At 71.6% G+C, this 15,612-nt stretch carries 11 protein-coding genes; 9 read left to right on the top strand and 2 right to left on the bottom strand.

Annotation, left to right across the window (positions count from 1 at the left end; genetic code table 11):
* Positions 1–165 precede the first annotated feature (165 nt).
* On the top strand, positions 166–2,295 hold the full coding sequence (locus QMZ92_RS12440; RefSeq protein WP_283297393.1) for a putative bifunctional diguanylate cyclase/phosphodiesterase: 2,130 nt from the start codon (positions 166–168) through the stop codon (positions 2,293–2,295).
* A gap of 291 nt (positions 2,296–2,586) precedes the next feature.
* Positions 2,587–3,045 carry a PH domain-containing protein gene (locus QMZ92_RS12445; protein WP_283297394.1) on the top strand — a complete coding sequence of 153 codons (459 nt, stop codon included), beginning with the start codon at positions 2,587–2,589 and terminating at the stop codon, positions 3,043–3,045.
* Between the two features lie 10 nt (positions 3,046–3,055).
* Here the strand turns inward: QMZ92_RS12445 and QMZ92_RS12450 are convergent, their stop codons facing one another.
* Entirely contained in the window at positions 3,056–4,300 is a 1,245-nt protein-coding gene (locus QMZ92_RS12450; protein WP_283297396.1) for an IS110 family RNA-guided transposase, read from the bottom strand.
* Positions 4,301–4,898: 598 nt separating this feature from the next.
* Here QMZ92_RS12450 and gatC point away from each other — a divergent pair.
* Genes gatC through gatB form a run of 4 tightly spaced genes read left to right on the top strand, consistent with a single transcriptional unit; the run spans position 4,899 to position 8,467 of the window.
* Positions 4,899–5,195, top strand: coding sequence for an Asp-tRNA(Asn)/Glu-tRNA(Gln) amidotransferase subunit GatC (gatC, locus tag QMZ92_RS12455; protein WP_017946771.1), 297 nt, complete (start codon positions 4,899–4,901; stop codon positions 5,193–5,195).
* 6 nt (positions 5,196–5,201) lie between these two features.
* Complete coding sequence (gene gatA / locus QMZ92_RS12460; RefSeq protein ID WP_283297398.1) at positions 5,202–6,701, top strand: Asp-tRNA(Asn)/Glu-tRNA(Gln) amidotransferase subunit GatA; 1,500 nt, start codon at positions 5,202–5,204, stop codon at positions 6,699–6,701.
* Positions 6,698–6,937: a hypothetical protein gene (locus tag QMZ92_RS12465; protein WP_026165109.1), complete on the top strand. Its 240-nt coding sequence runs from the start codon at positions 6,698–6,700 to the stop codon at positions 6,935–6,937. Before gatA ends, QMZ92_RS12465 begins: the two co-directional genes overlap by 4 nt.
* Before the next feature lie 15 nt (positions 6,938–6,952).
* Positions 6,953–8,467 carry an Asp-tRNA(Asn)/Glu-tRNA(Gln) amidotransferase subunit GatB gene (gene gatB / locus QMZ92_RS12470; RefSeq protein ID WP_283297399.1) on the top strand — a complete coding sequence of 505 codons (1,515 nt, stop codon included), beginning with the start codon at positions 6,953–6,955 and terminating at the stop codon, positions 8,465–8,467.
* A 478-nt stretch (positions 8,468–8,945) separates the two neighbouring features.
* Here gatB and QMZ92_RS12475 read toward each other — a convergent pair whose 3' ends face one another.
* On the bottom strand, positions 8,946–9,881 hold the full coding sequence (locus tag QMZ92_RS12475) for a hypothetical protein (RefSeq protein WP_283297400.1): 936 nt from the start codon (positions 9,879–9,881) through the stop codon (positions 8,946–8,948).
* A gap of 192 nt (positions 9,882–10,073) precedes the next feature.
* Between QMZ92_RS12475 and QMZ92_RS12480 the strand changes: the two genes are divergently transcribed.
* From QMZ92_RS12480 to QMZ92_RS12490, 3 genes are all read left to right on the top strand, one after another.
* A complete protein-coding gene (locus QMZ92_RS12480; RefSeq protein WP_283297401.1) occupies positions 10,074–12,170 on the top strand; it encodes a phosphocholine-specific phospholipase C in 2,097 nt (698 codons plus the stop codon).
* A gap of 257 nt (positions 12,171–12,427) precedes the next feature.
* Positions 12,428–14,947 (top strand): MMPL family transporter, encoded by a 2,520-nt coding sequence (locus QMZ92_RS12485; protein WP_283297403.1) that lies wholly within the window; start codon positions 12,428–12,430, stop codon positions 14,945–14,947.
* 100 nt (positions 14,948–15,047) lie between these two features.
* Positions 15,048–15,611 (top strand): GNAT family N-acetyltransferase, encoded by a 564-nt coding sequence (locus QMZ92_RS12490; RefSeq protein ID WP_283297404.1) that lies wholly within the window; start codon positions 15,048–15,050, stop codon positions 15,609–15,611.
* Position 15,612 lies beyond the last annotated feature (1 nt).

A 15,612-nucleotide genomic window follows, 5' to 3' on the forward strand; every position in this document is an offset into this window, starting at 1 on the left:
GCATTCGGGCAAGAGCAGTAGAGCGCTGCCCGTCAGAGCCCTCGGCGGCCTACTGTTGAGGCATGCGCCTGTCGTGCACGGCCGCGTGGTGAGGTTCCGGCCGTGGTCGCACGACACGGAAGCCACCACGTGGCATCGGCACCGCCGGCTGTGAGAGGGACGGGAATGAAACCGACCGAGAGCGCCGCCCCGGTCTCACGGCCGCGTGGTTTCGCTGGACTCGCGTTCGTCGGGGGCATCGCCTCGACGCTGCCGTTCGTCGTCGTCGGACTCGCCTTACTCACCCTGGCGACCGGGCTCTTCGGCGCTCTCAGGGAAGGGCACGGGCTCTTTCCCGGAGGCACCGAGGGCTGGTCCCTCGCCGCCCTGACCGCCCTCATCGTCGGCCACCTGGTCGCCCTCGGGCGCGACCGCTGGTGGGGCGGCACCGGCTCCGGTGCCGCGCTGACCCTCGCGGTGCTGCTGCTGTACGGCTGGGTGCCGGCCTGCATGGTCAGCCTCGTCTTGGTGGCGCTGGTCGGTGCCGCGCGGCGGCACCGCTGGAGGCAGGGCGTCCTGCACGGCGCGGTGGACATCCTGGGCATCGGCGCGGCCGCACTCGTCCTCGCCGCGTTCGGTGAGACACCCACCGTCGAACAGCCTTGGCAGCCCCTGCAGTGGGGACCGGACGCGATCCCCGAAGTGGTGCTCGCCGCAGCCGCGTACCTCGCGGCCACCAGGGTGCTGCTCTGGTACGCCCTGGCACCCCAGAGCAGCGGACTGCCCACCGTCGCCCGGACCGCCCTGCTGCGGCAGGGTCTCGTCGCGGTCGCCCTGCTCGGCATCGCCCCGCTGATCTGCGTCGTCGCGACGGCCCTGCCCATCGTGCTGCCGCTGTTCGCCGTGCCGCTGATCGCCCTCGACTCCACGCTGTGGATCGCCCGAGCCCGCGCCGAGGAGCAACTGCGCGACCCGCTCACCAAACTCCCCAACCGCCAGTGGCTGCTGGAGCGCACCTGGACCGCGCTGGAGGAGGCCGAGGGGGTCGGAGCGCGCTCGGCCCTCGTCCTGATCGACCTCGACCGGTTCCGCTCGGTCAACGACACCCTCGGTCATCTCGCGGGCGACCGACTGCTGCTCCAGATCGCCGAGCGGCTGAAGCTCGCGCTGCCGCGCGGAGCGGAGGCCGCACGGCTGGGCGGCGACGAGTTCGCCGTGCTGCTGCCCACCACCGACTCCACCACCAGCGCCCAGCGGGTGGCCCGCCACCTCGTGGGCCAGCTGTCCTCGCCCCTCGACCTCGACGGGCTCACCCTGGTCCTGGAGGCCAGTGCCGGCCTCGCCGTCTTCCCCGACCACGCCCTGGACGCCGAAGGGCTGCTCCGGCGCGCGGACGTGGCCATGTACCAGGCGAAGCGCGACCGAACCGGCGTCGAGGTGTACGAGTCCAAGCGCGATTCGAACACCCCGGACCGGCTCGGGCTGCTCGGCGATCTGCGCCGAGCCCTGGACGCGGGCGAGGTGGAGCTCCACTACCAGCCGAAGGTGCGCTTCGACGGGCATGTCGCCGGCTTGGAGGCGCTGGTGCGCTGGGTGCATCCGGATCGCGGACGGGTCCCTCCCGACGAGTTCATCGCCATCGCCGAGTCGTCCGGGCTGATGCCGCATCTGACCGAGTACGTGCTGGAGTCCGCGCTGGGCCAGGTCGCCGAGTGGCGATCCCAGGGCCTCGAGGTGCCGGTGGCAGTCAACGTGTCGCCGCGCGACGTCCACACACCGGGCTTCGCCGGTTCCGTCGCCGCCCGGCTCGCCCGGCACGGCGTCCCGGCGGGCGCGCTGCAGCTGGAGATCACGGAGCATGTGCTGCTGGAGGACCCGCAGCGGGCCGGGGACACCCTCGCGGCGCTCACGGGCCACGGGGTGAAGATGTCGCTGGACGACTTCGGTACGGGCTACTCCTCCCTGGTCCATCTGCGCCGGCTGCCCGTGAGCGAGCTCAAGATCGACCGGTCGTTCGTCGCCCGGCTGGCGATCGACGCGGAGGATGCGGAGATCGTCCGCTGCACCGTCGACCTCGCCCACTCCCTCGGACTGCTCGTGGTCGCCGAGGGCGTCGAGGACGACGAGACCTGGGAGCGGCTGCGCGACCTGGGCTGCGACGCGGTGCAGGGCTGGCTGGTAGCGGCGGCCATGCCGCCGCAGGAGACCACGGCCTGGCTGTTGGCCCGCGGCGAGCACGGCTGGCGCCGCCCCGTGGGCGAGCTCCCCGCCGCCGCCCCGTCGGAGGTGGACCGCCCGTCGGGCCTCGTGAACTAGTGCCCCTCGGCTCGACCGGACCCGGGTGCCCGGCCAGGACGGCACCGGTGCACGGGCACGGGGCATCGGCCGGAGCCGGACCGCGCCCTCGCCGGGCCCCGGTCCGCGGCGCACGGGGCCGTGGCCGGCCGCCGGAACCGCCCCTCGGACGCCCGCCGTAGCGGGGCCGGGTCCACCCCGTGGGCAAAGGGGTTTCGCGGGCACCCGGGCCGGGCCCATAGACACCTCAGGCGGGTAACTCGTCAAGCTGGGGCGGTCGTTGTTCGAGTGCGTGTCGGTAACATCATGGACATGCCCGATGTGTGGATCGGTCTCAGCGCTGCTGCTCGGCGGAAGAACTGGTGGTGGACCGGCTTCCTGACGCTCGTGTGCGCCGGGACGGCGGTGGCAGTGACCTTGACCGCGCCGACGTCGAACCGATGGTGGTTGGGTGGCGGTGTGGCGGTTGCCTGGCTGGTCTCGCTCTTTTACATGATCAACCGTGGCTATGGTCGAACGCGCCTCACTGCGAGCGGGATGGAGTTCCGCACGTTCGTCAGTCGTCGCTCGATTCCGTGGAGTGAGATCACGCGGATCGAGAAGCGGCGGCACCAGACGCGTGGTGGATTCTGGTGGGACGTGCGGGCCGTCCGGGTCCGTGGGCGTTCGCTCACGATCCCTGGGGTCTTCACCAGCCGGATGCGGGACGCGGAGTTCGAGCAGAAGCTGGGCGTCATCCACGAGCGTTGGTCCCGCGCAGTCGGCGCCTGACGGACGGGGCTCATGCCGCGAGAGCCTCGGTTGCCGTGGGGAAGGCGACTGTTTCGTCGAAGCGGGCCCCGTGTTGGAGGCAGTAGTAGAGCTGGCCGATCATGCGGTTGAAGAGGTTGCGCTGGGCGGCCGCGTGCCAGTCCCCGTGCTCGCGGCGGCGCCGGTAGTGGGCCTTGGCGCCCGGCGAGGCGGTGATTGAGGCGAAGGCCCAGAGGTAGCCGGCTGCGTTGAGCCGGTCGTTCTTGACCCACCTGCGGGTGATGCTGGACTTCTTGCCGGAGGCCCTGGTGATGGGCGAGGCGCCGGCGTATGCCTTCAGGCCGCAGGCGTCGGCGAAGCGGGTCTTGTCGTCTCCGATCTCGGCGAGCACCCGGGCGCCGAGCTGGGTGCCGAGGCCGGGGAAGCTGAGGATGATCTCAGCGTCCGGGTGCTGAGGGAAAGCCTCTTCGACCGACTCGGCGAGGTCGTCGGTGGCGGTGCAGGCGGCCTCCAGCTGGACCAGGAGGGCGAGCATCTGCTTGCCCAGCGCGTCCTCGACCAGCGGCGGCTGGTGCGCGTAGTCGGCGCGGAAGACCTCACGGAGCCGCTCGGCCTCGGCCGTGATGCCTCGCTTGCGGCCGGCCCGCTTGAGAGCGGCCTCCAGCTGCGTGCGGGTCAACCGCGCGGCCCGGCTCGGTGTCGGGGCCGCCTTCAGAAGCTCCCGGGCCTCGGGCCGGCACAGGCCGTTCCGCCACGGCTCGAAGGCCGCCAGCGCGGCCGGGTAGTACTCCCGCAGGAGGGACCGGAGCTGGTTGGACAGCTGCTGCCGGTTCCAAAGAGAGTCCTGCTGGGCCCGGGCCAGGACGGCGATGGCCCGCCCGAGGTCGCTGTCGTTGGGCAGTGGCCGGTGGGCGTGCATGTCGGTGCGGAGGATGTTCGCCAGGACCAGGGCGTCGCCGGGGTCGGACTTCTTGCGGGAGACGGAGTGCCGGTCGCGGTAGCGGGCGGCGGCCATCGGGTTGATCGCGAAGACCTGCCGTTTGCCGGTCCGCAGCACGGCGACGAGCAGGCCGCGGGAGGTCTCGATCGCGACCGGGATCGGGTTGTCCTCGCTGTCGCCGTACTCGACGAGCAGATCCAGGAGGATCTTGTAGCCCGTGGCGTCGTCGGTGATGTGCCGCTTGGCCAGGAGCTGGCCGCTGTCGTCGACCAGGGCGACGTCGTGCGTGCGCTCGGCCCAGTCGATGCCGCAGTAGATCAAGATGTTCCTCCCCATGGTGCTGTTTGTGCAGGTCACGAGCTCGTGCGGAACCACGCAGCGACCTAATCCCAGGACTCGGCCGCGTTGGCCGGTCCGCCACCTCAGTAGCTGTTCGTGGCACCAGCTCACCCCACGGGCCTCGGTCTAACGCGGGAGCTCGGACGGCTCGGGCTTCATGAGAGGTCACCATGCGGCGGGCTCGCACCACCAACACCAACGAGTGATCTCGGTCCTGGTGTTGACGCTCGACGGCGCCGGACGTCGCTCGCTCTGCGTGGAGGCGTCAAGGCCCAGCGATCGTCAGGCATCCGGCCGGCGCCGACGGGCACCAACATCCAGGTAGCGGTCACGCAGGCGTTGAGCAGTGCTCGCTCTACGGATAGGCATCGAGGCCTGGGAGTGAGTAGTCATCTGCCCACCGCCCACGCGACCGCCATCAAGATCAGGGCCGCCTGCCGCTCTATGGGAAGGCGTGCCAGCCTGGATTGGGAAAGGCATGACGGACCCTGCTGTTCGAACGGCCCGGGTGCTTCTGGGCGGTTTCTAGGGACCGTCCGTACGTGGGGATTAGGATTGGGCCAAAACCATCACACTCACCCCTGAGGATCGCTGCATGCCTGGCATCACGCGCGAGGAGGTCGCCCACCTCGCCCGGCTGGCGCGTCTGGAGCTGAAGGCCGAAGAGCTCGACCACTTCGCCGGACAGCTCGACGACATCATCGGCGCGGTCGCCCGCGTCGCCGAGGTCGCCGACCGAGACGTACCGCCGACCTCCCACCCGCTGCCGCTGACGAACGTCATGCGCGCGGACGAGGTCCGTCCTTCGCTCACCCCCGAGCAGGCGCTCTCCTGCGCCCCGGCACAGGAGCAGCAGCGTTTCAAGGTGCCGCAGATCCTGGGGGAGGACTGACCAGCGATGACGGACAGCCCCATCATCAAGCTCACCGCGGCCGAGATCGCCGCGAGGATCGCCTCCGGCGAGCTCACCGCCGTCGAGGTCGCCGAGGCGCACCTCGCCCGGATCGAGGCCGTGGACGAGAAGGTCCACGCGTTCCTGCACATCGACCGTGACGGCGCCCTCGCGCAGGCCCGCGCCGTCGACGAGAAGCGCGAGCGCGGCGAGAAGCTCGGCCCGCTGGCCGGCGTGCCGCTGGCGCTGAAGGACATCTTCACCACCGAGGGCATCCCGACCACGGTCGGCTCCAAGATCCTCGAGGGCTGGATCCCGCCGTACGACGCCACCCTGACGCGCAGGCTCAGGGAGGCCGACGTCGTCATCCTCGGCAAGACCAACATGGACGAGTTCGCCATGGGGTCCTCCACCGAGAACAGCGCGTACGGCCCGACCGGCAACCCCTGGGACCTGACCCGCATCCCCGGCGGCTCCGGCGGCGGCTCGTCCGCCGCCCTCGCCTCGTACGAGGCCCCGCTCGCCATCGGCACGGACACCGGCGGCTCCATCCGTCAGCCCGCCGCCGTCACCGGCACGGTCGGCGTGAAGCCCACCTACGGCGCCGTCTCCCGCTACGGCATGGTCGCCTTCTCCTCGTCCCTCGACCAGGGCGGCCCCTGTGCCCGTACAGTCCTGGACGCGGCGCTGCTCCACGAGGTCATCGCCGGGCACGACCCGCTCGACTCGACCTCCATCGACGCCCCGGTCCCGCCGGTCGTCGAGGCCGCGCGCAACGGTTCGGTCGAGGGCATGCGCGTCGGTGTCGTCAAGCAGTTCCGCGGCGAGGGCTACCAGGCCGGCGTCGTGCAGCGGTTCGACGAGTCCGTGCAGCTGCTGAAGGAACTGGGCGCCGAGATCGTCGAGCTCGACTGCCCCTCCTTCGACCTGGCGCTCTCCGCGTACTACCTGATCGCGCCGTCCGAGTGCTCCTCGAACCTCGCCCGGTTCGACGGTCTGCGCTACGGTCTGCGCGTCGGCGACGACGGCACGCGCTCGGCGGAGGACGTCACCTCGCTGACGCGCGAGGAGGGCTTCGGCGACGAGGTCAAGCGCCGGATCATGCTGGGCACGTACGCCCTGTCGTCCGGTTACTACGACGCCTACTACGGCAGCGCCCAGAAGGTGCGCACGCTCATCACACAGGACTTCGAGAAGGCATTCGAGCAGGTCGACGTGATCGTCTCCCCGACGACCCCGACCACGGCCTTCCCGATCGGGGAGCGTGCCGACGACCCGATGGCCATGTACCTCGCCGACCTGTGCACCATCCCGACGAACCTGGCAGGCAACGCCGCGATGTCGCTGCCCTGCGGCCTCGCCCCGGAGGACAACCTCCCGGTCGGTCTGCAGATCATCGCCCCCGCCATGAAGGACGAACGGCTCTACAAGGTGGGTGCGGCCGTCGAGGCGGCCTTCGTGGCACGCTGGGGCCACCCGCTGCTGGAGGAGGCACCGTCACTGTGAGTAGCTTGCAGAAGGCCAAGGGATTCACGAAGTCCCGGACCGGTACGTACGTGTCCATGGCCGCCACCGCGTTCGGAGCCATCGGCGTCGCGAAGCAGGCCAGGAAGGCCCGTCTGGAGCACGACACGCTCCGGCTGATCGACGCCGCAGTGTCCGCCGCCGCCATCGTCACCGGACTCGCGATCCTCTACCGGGAGCTGAAGCGCCTGGGCGACGACGACGTCCTGCTGGGCTGAGAGGGAAGTTTCACCGTGACCGTCACGACTGACCTGGTGTCGTACGAGGACGCACTCGCGTCGTACGACCCCGTCATGGGCCTGGAGGTCCATGTCGAACTCGGCACCAGGACCAAGATGTTCTGCGGCTGCTCGACCGAGCTGGGTGCGGAGCCCAACTCGCAGACCTGCCCCACCTGCCTGGGCCTTCCCGGCTCGCTGCCGGTGGTCAACGCGGTCGGCGTCGAGTCCGCCGTCAAGATCGGCCTCGCGCTGCACTGCGAGATCGCCGAATGGTGCCGCTTCGCCCGGAAGAACTACTTCTATCCGGACATGCCGAAGAACTTCCAGACCTCGCAGTACGACGAGCCGATCGCCTTCAACGGCTATCTGGACGTCCAGCTGGAGGACGGCGAGATCTTCCGCGTGGAGATCGAGCGCGCCCACATGGAGGAGGACACGGGCAAGTCGACCCACGTCGGCGGCGCCACCGGCCGTATCCACGGCGCGTCCCACTCCCTGCTCGACTACAACCGGGCCGGCATCCCGCTCATCGAGATCGTCACCAAGCCCATCGTGGGCGCCGGTGACCGTGCCCCCGAGGTCGCCAAGGCGTACGTCGCCGAACTGCGCGAGCTCATCCGGGCTCTCGCCGTGTCGGAGGCCCGGATGGAGATGGGCCAGATGCGCTGCGACGTGAACCTCTCGCTGATGCCGAAGGGTTCGGAGACGTTCGGCACGCGCAGCGAGACCAAGAACGTCAACTCGCTGCGCAGCGTGGAGCGCGCGGTCCGCTTCGAGATCCAGCGTCACGCCGCGGTGCTGGGGGACGGCGGCACGATCGTCCAGGAGACCCGTCACTTCCACGAGGACGACGGCACGACGACGTCCGGCCGGGTCAAGGAGGAGGCGGAGGACTACCGGTACTTCCCGGAGCCCGACCTCGTCCCGGTCGCCCCGTCCCGTGACTGGGTCGAGGAGCTGCGCGCCGGGCTGCCGGAACTGCCGCGGGTGCGCCGCAACCGCCTCCGCGAGGAGTGGGGCGTCTCCGAGCACGACATGCAGTCGATCCTGAACGCGGGCGCGATCGACCCGATCGTGGCCACGATCGCGTCCGGCGCGGACCCGGTCTCCGCCCGCAAGTGGTGGATGGGCGAGCTGGCCCGTAACGCCAACGAGTCCGGCCGGTCGCTCGAGGAGTTGCCGATCACGCCGGAGCAGGTCGCCCGGGTGACCGCCCTGGTCGCGGACGGCTCGCTCAACGACAAGCTGGCCCGTCAGGTCATCGAGGGCGTGCTGGCCGGCGAGGGCGACCCGGACGCGGTCGTCGAGAAGCGCGGTCTGAAGGTCGTCTCCGACGAGGGTGCGCTGGGCGCGGCCGTCGACGAGGCGATCGCCGGCAACGCCGCCATCGCCGACAAGATCCGGGGCGGCAAGGTCGCCGCGGTCGGTGCCCTGGTCGGCGCGGTCATGAAGGCCACCCGCGGCCAGGCCGACGCGGCCCGCGTCAAGGAGCTGATCCTGGAGAGGCTCGGCGTGACAGGCGGCTGAACACCGGCCTGACGGACAAGTGGGGCGGGACACCGGGCCGGTGTCCCGCCCTCACACGTTCCGGGCCGGGGTCGTGCCGGTGGGCGCAACCGAGGGGCCCGTCGGGCTCGGCCGGCCGGTGCCGTCCCGGGCGGACACGGCGACGGGCCGGGTGGCGTGGACGCCGGTCCGGTCGCCCGCCGAGGCCGAACAGGCCGCGCCGCCGCCCGCGCCGGGGCCGCGCGGGTCGCCGAGGAGGCCCGGCAGCGGCTCAGCCGGGCGCGGTACGCGGAAGGCGGGCCGTTCCGGCCCGGCGGTCAAGGGAACGGCGGTCAAGGGAACGGCGGTCAAGGGAACGGCGGTCAAGGGAACGGCGGGCACGGGGAGCAGGGATCCGGGCGGCCCGCACGGGCTGTCGCTGNGCACGGGGAGCAGGGATCCGGGCGGCCCGCACGGGCTGTCGCTGCCCGGCGTGCCCGCCCGGCGTCATCGGCGGGCCTCAGCAGGTCCGTATCCCCAGGCCCGGCAGCCACAGCTCGCCGCGGTCGTCGACGCCGGCCTCCCGGGCCGCCAGTTCCTGCGGGCCTGCCGCGCCGCGGGAGCGGAGTTCCGAGACGGCCAGCCGCGCCGCGGCGGCCGCGGAGCGCTCATCGGCCTCCGGGAAGGCCGAGTGCCACCAGCCGCGGTCGTGGCCGTGCCAGCCGCATTCCCGCATCAACCGCTCCCGCTCGGGGCCCTGCGGCGCGTCCCGGTCGTCGACCGCGACCTCCAGGCCCTCGCCCGGGCTGTACGAGACGACGAGATCGCGGCCGGGGTCCCGGTCCGCCACGACCGTGATACCGGCCCAGTCGCCCGGTACCTGCACGGGAAGCTGCTCCGCCCAGGCGGCGAGCAGCAGCTCCAGGGCGCTCTCCCACTGCTCCCAGTCGCCCGCGAGTCGGTGGTCCGGGCGCTCGCCGGGCCACTCGCCCGGGCCGCCGCGGTACAACTGCCAGCTGTACGGCAGGAGGTCGAAGTCGTGCGGCTCGCCGGCCGACCGGGCGCCGCCCCAGGTGAAGCAGTGGTGCTCGCCCCGCTCCAGCTCCTCGGGCCGGTGCACCGACAGCGTCACACGGAACCGGTCCCCCGACAGCAGCACCAGTCGCCCCTCGTCGCGCCACCGGACACTGGGACCCCACGCCGACCCGCCGTACAGCGTCGGCTCCCCGATCGTGGCCACGATCGGCCCGTAGACCTCACGGAACGCCTCCCGCCGCTCCAGGCGTGTCGCTTCGGGCCGGTGGTGCACGATCGCAACGGGCGGACCGCCCAGATACTCACGGGGCGACCCGTGCAGGTGCTCGGCTATCTCGGCTATCACTGCTGATTCGGCGGCCGAGCCCACCGAGGCGGTCGTTCCGGCGATGACGGTCTGCGATTCCCCCCGACTGGTCATGAACCCATGGTGACAGTCCGCACCGACATCGCCACCGAATTCGACCCCACGGCCGGTCGGCCACTGGCGGGATCTCGACTGGACTCGCCCGACGGCCTCTTGGACGTTCATCCCGTGGCCGTCCGCGGGCCTTTCCTCCGCCATCCGGCCTCACTAGCTTCCGGACGGTAACGAGGGACTCAGGAGGATCACTTGGCCACCGACATCTCACGGCGACGGCTGTTCGCACTCGGCGGAGGCGCCCTCGGCGCCGCCGCTGCCGGGTCCCTGCTGCCGCCCTCCCTGCAGGCGGCTCTCGCCGCCGAGCCCCCCGCGGGCGGTCTGCGCGCGATCCGGCACGTGGTGGTCATGATGCAGGAGAACCGGTCCTTCGACCACTACTTCGGCGCCCTGCGCGGAGTGCGCGGCTTCGGCGACCGCAACGCCGTCGAACTCCCCTCGGGCACGTCCGTCTTCGAGCAGCCCGGCCCGCTCGGCACCGTGCTGCCGTTCCCGGTGCGTGGCGCCGCCGAGGCCCAGAAGAAGGACCTGCAGTACATCGGCGACCTCGACCACTCGTGGGACGGCGGGGCCAGGGCGTGGCGCGACGGCTGGATGGACGGCTGGATCCCCGCGAAGACCTCCGCGACCATGGCCCACTACGACCGCCGCGACATCCCCCTGCACTACGAGCTCGCCGACACGTTCACGGTCTGCGACGCCTACCACTCCTCGGTCCACACCTCGACGAGCCCCAACCGCAACCATCTGTGGAGCGGCTGGACCGGTTACGAGGCCGACGGCAGCCGTGCGGTGACGAACGCCGCGTACGCCGAGGACACCCACCCGGGCTACCCGTGGCCGACGTACGCCGAGCGGCTGGAGAAGGCCGGCCGCAGCTGGAAGACGTACCAGGAGTGGGAGAACTTCACCGACAACAACATCGAGTTCTTCACCACCTTCAAGAGGATCGCGCGGAAGACGCTCGCCAAGGCCGGCGACTTCACGTACATGGAGGCCTTCTACGCGAAGGTCAGGGACACCGCCGACCCGGCGGAGCGGGGGCGACTGCTCGCCGCGCTGGAGGAGGGCGTCGCGACGCTGACGGCGAACGAGCGGTCCCTCTTCGAGCGGGGCCTGCGGCGCGGCGGGACCGGCACCCTCGCCGAGCGGTTCCGCGCCGACGTGGCGGCCGGCACCCTCCCCGAGGTCTCCTACCTGGTGCCGAGCGCCATCGACTCCGAGCACCCGGGCTCCTCCTCGCCGATCGCGTCCGCGACCCTCGTCTACAAGGTGCTGGACGCCCTCGGCTCCCACCCCGACGTCTGGCGGCACACCGTCGTCCTGATCAACTACGACGAGAACGACGGCTTCTTCGACCATGTGCCGCCGCCGGTCCCGCCCGACGGCGACACCGACGAGCGCTGGCAGGGCAGGCCCACCGGCCTCGGCATCCGGGTCCCTCTGCTCGTCGTCTCCCCGTGGACCGTCGGCGGCTGGGTCTGCTCCGAGACCTTCGACCACACCTCCGTGATCCGGTTCCTGGAGAAGTGGACGGGGATCGAGGAGCCCAACATCACCGCCTGGCGGCGCACCGCCACCGGTGACCTCACCTCCGCGTTCGACTTCCGGCACGGCGGGCCGCTTCCCGAGGTGGAGCGGCCGGCCGCCATCCCGCCCTTCACGGGCCGCTGGCGGCCGCAGCCGCCGGCGGCCCAGCGCATGCCCGTGCAGGAGCCGGGCACCCGGCCGGCACGTCCGCTGCCGTACCAGCCGGACGCCTGGGCGAGGGTCGGTGGCGGGAAGGTCACGGTCGTGCTCTGCAACACGGGGCGCGCGAGCGCGCATTTCGCGCTCTACCCGTACGCCGGTGAGTTCCCCGTCCCGCAGCACAGGGACGTGAGGGGCGCGGCTCGGTGGAGCGTGCCCCTTGCCGGGGACTCCTACCGCTTCACGATCACCGGGCCAAACGGATTCCGTCGGGAGTTCGCGGGACCGGCCACGGGGTCGGGAGCCGAGGTCACCTCGCGCGTCGACCACCACGACCGTGATCTGCACCTCACGTTCCGCAACGGCGGTGACCGCGCCGTCACCTTCACCCTCCGCCCGCTCGGGTACGTCGACGACGAGGACCTGGGGGACTGGGCCCGGGAGATCACGGTGAAGCCCGGCCGCAGCAGGAGCCTCGTCCACTCCGCCGCCGACGCCCACGGCTGGTACGACGTCGAAGTGACGACGGGTGACGGGAGCGGCTTCCGCAGGCGCCTCATGGGGCACATCGAGAACGGGCGGCCCAGCGTCTCCGGGTGACGTCGGAGGCGTCCGTGGCGTCCGTGGCGTCCGTGGCGTCCGCCGTCCGCGGACGGCGGACGTTCTGGACGACGACGAGGGCGGGGAGTTCGGGAGCGGCCGCCCCCGAACTCCTCCCGCACCTGTGAGTATTGCCACGAATCGGGCGAAGGTGCCCTAACGATCACTTTCTCCTGAGAGAGTGTTGCCCCGCAGGTCATGTGTTCTTTACGGGCAGTTCCCAGTGAAGATCCACGAACCACCAGGGAGCTCGTCCGTTGGCCGCCATCGCTCGGTGGTGCATCAGGCACCGACTTGTCGCCGTCCTGCTCTGGCTGTCGGCCCTCTGCGGCGTCTCGGTCGCCGCCGTCTTCGCGGGTGCGGCGTACTCGAACGACTACGACGTACCCGGCACCGAGTCCGGTCGGGCCGCCGAACTCCTCCGGGACGGCTTCCACGGGAGGTTCGACGGCGGGGACACCATCGTCTGGCACAGCGCGCAGGGCGGTGTCCGGTCGGCCGCCGTCGAACAGCGGGTGACGGCGATGCTGAAGAAGGTCGAACGGCTGGACGGCGTCGCCTCGGTCACCGGTCCGTATGCCGCTTCCCCGCAGTCGCCGTCCGGGAGGGCCTCGGGTGCGTTCGCCGGGACGCCGGACGAGGCAGACGAGGCAGACGAGACGGACAAAGCGGGCAAGGCGGGCAGGGCGGACGCGAAGAAGGACACCGAGGAGCGGTCGGACGGGAAGGGCTCGGGCACCGCATCGGGGAGGACCTCGGCCGGCAAGACCTCGATCGAGAAGGAAGCCTCCGCCGAAGGGACCTCGGCCGGCACGGCCTCGGCCGCGTCCGGCTCCGCCGGCAAAGCCCGCGACGGTGCCGCGGCCGCGGCGGGCGACGCCGGAAGCGGACCGGACGGCGCCGCCCGGATCAGCGAGGACGGCCGTACCGCCTACGCGACCGTCGTCTTCGAGGCGAAGCCGGGAGACGTCCCCGAGGCCCAGGCCCGAGCGGTCGTCGACACGGCCAAGGCCGCCGCACACGACGGACTCCGGGTCGAGCTCGGCGGCAGCGCCACCGCGCTCGCCGAGACTCCCACCTCGCATCTCGCGGAGATCGTCGGCGTCGCCGTGGCAGCCGTGGTCCTCTTCCTCGCCTTCGGCTCGCTGGCCGCCAGCCTGCTGCCCATCGCCACCGCGCTGGTCGGCGTCGGCGCCGCATACGCGGGCATCGTGCTCCTCGGCCACGTCATGGACGTCGCGGACTTCGCGCCCGTGCTCGGGCTGCTCATCGGGCTCGGCGTCGGGATCGACTACGCCCTGTTCATCGTCACCCGGCACCGCAAGGGCCTGCGGCGCGGGCTGACCGTCGCCGACGCCGCCGAGAACGCCGTGGCGACGACGGGGCGTGCGGTCGTCTTCGCCGGCCTCACCGTCTGCATGGCGCTGCTCGGCATGCTGATCCTGCAGCTCTCCTTCCTCAACGGAGTGGCGATCGCGGCCTCGCTGACCGTCCTCCTGACCGTCGCCGCCTCCGTCACCCTGCTGCCGGCGCTGCTGTCCTTCATCGGGATGCGTGCACTGGGCCGCCCGGAGCGCAGACGGATCGCCCGGCGCGGCCCGCGGCCCGAGCTCCAGACCGGCTTCGCGGCCCGCTGGTCCGCCTTCGTCGAGCGCCGCCCGAAGCTGCTGGGGCTGGTCGCCACCGTGGTGATGGCCGTCCTCGCGCTGCCCACGTTCTCGCTCCACCTCGGCACCTCCGACCAGGGCAACGCCCCCGCCTCCAGCACCACCCGGAAGGCGTACGACCTGGTCGCCGAGGGGTTCGGGCCCGGCGCCAACGGACCGCTCACGCTCGTCGCCGCCCTCGACGGCGCCGACGACCGCCTGGCGATGCAGCAGCTGCCCGCCGCCCTCCGGGCCACCGAGGGGGTCGCCTCCGTCAGCCCCGTGACGTTCAACAGCCGGGCCGACACCGCCGTGGTCACGGTCGTCCCCGAATCCGCTCCCCAATCGCAGCGGACCAGCGAACTCGTCGACCGGCTGCGCGCCGATGTGCTGCCCGCGGCGGAGAGCGGGACCTCGCTCGAGGTCCGCGTCGGCGGAGTGACCGCGAGCTACGACGACTTCGCCGACGTGATCGTCGGGAAGCTGCCGCTGTTCGTCGGTGTGGTCATCGCGCTGGGCTGTGCGCTGCTGCTGCTCGCGTTCCGCTCGATCGGCATCCCGCTCAAGGCCGCACTGATGAACGTGGCCGCGGTCGCCTCCGCGTTCGGCGTCGTCGTCGCCATCTTCCAGTGGGGCTGGGGCTCCGAACCGCTGGGGCTCGGCAGTGCCGGCCCGATCGAGCCCTTCCTCCCCGTGATCATGGTCTCGGTGCTCTTCGGGCTCTCGATGGACTACCAGGTGTTCCTGGTCAGCCGGATGTACGAGGAGTGGCTGGAGACGCGGGACAACCGGCGTGCCGTACGGGTCGGCCTCGCCGAGACGGGCAGGGTCATCAACTCGGCCGCGATCATCATGATCTCCGTCTTCCTCGCGTTCGTCCTCAGCGGGGACCGGGTCATCGCGATGTTCGGCATCGGCCTCGCCGCCGCGGTCGCGCTGGACGCGTTCGTCCTGCGCACCCTGCTGGTGCCGGCGCTCATGCACATGCTGGGCAGCGCCAACTGGTGGCTGCCGCGCTGGCTGGACCGCCTGCTTCCGCGCATCAGCATCGAAACTCCCGAGAGCCCTCCGCCCGCCCGTGCGAAGATCGCCGGGACGCGTGTGAGCGAGGACGGCACGCTCTCGCGCTAGTGCCGCGTGGCGGGGTTCGCCCGTCGAGGAGCGGCGTCCGGTACGAGGATCACGAGGCGGCGCCGTCATGCGCGGCACGCCACGAGGCGCAAGGAGCGGGATGTTCGCGATATCCCTGGGGGACGGCGCGGAACTGCGGCCCATCGAACCCTGGCAGGCCGAGGAGTTCCTGGAGCACATCGAACGCGCCCGGGAGTACGCCGGGCCCTGGGTGCCGCTGACGGTGAACGTGAAGGACGTCGGATCCGCCCGTGCCGTGCTCCAGAACTACGCCGACAAGCAGGCTGCTGACACCGGCCGCCTCTGGGCCGTCCGGCTCGACGGCACGCTCGTCGGGGGGGTGCTCTTCCGGATCTTCGACACCGCGAACGAGTCCTGCGAGGTCGGCGTCTGGCTGGAGCCGTCCGCCGCCGGACGGGGACTGATCAGCCGCGCCGTGGAACGGCTCATCGACTGGGCCGTCGAGGAGCGGGGGATGCACCGCGTCGAATGGCTCGCATCCTCCGCCAACCACCGCTCCATCGGCGTCGCGAAGCGGCTCGGAATGAGCCGGGACGGAGTGCTGCGCGAGAGCTTCCCGTGGCAGGGCGTCCGGCACGACATGGAGGTCTGGTCCGTCCTCGCCCCCGAGTGGCGGGCGCGCCGCTCCGCCGGGCGTCGCTGAG

It is taken from the genome of Streptomyces sp. HNM0645, from assembly GCF_030056615.1.
Classification (GTDB): domain Bacteria; phylum Actinomycetota; class Actinomycetes; order Streptomycetales; family Streptomycetaceae; genus Streptomyces; species Streptomyces marianii.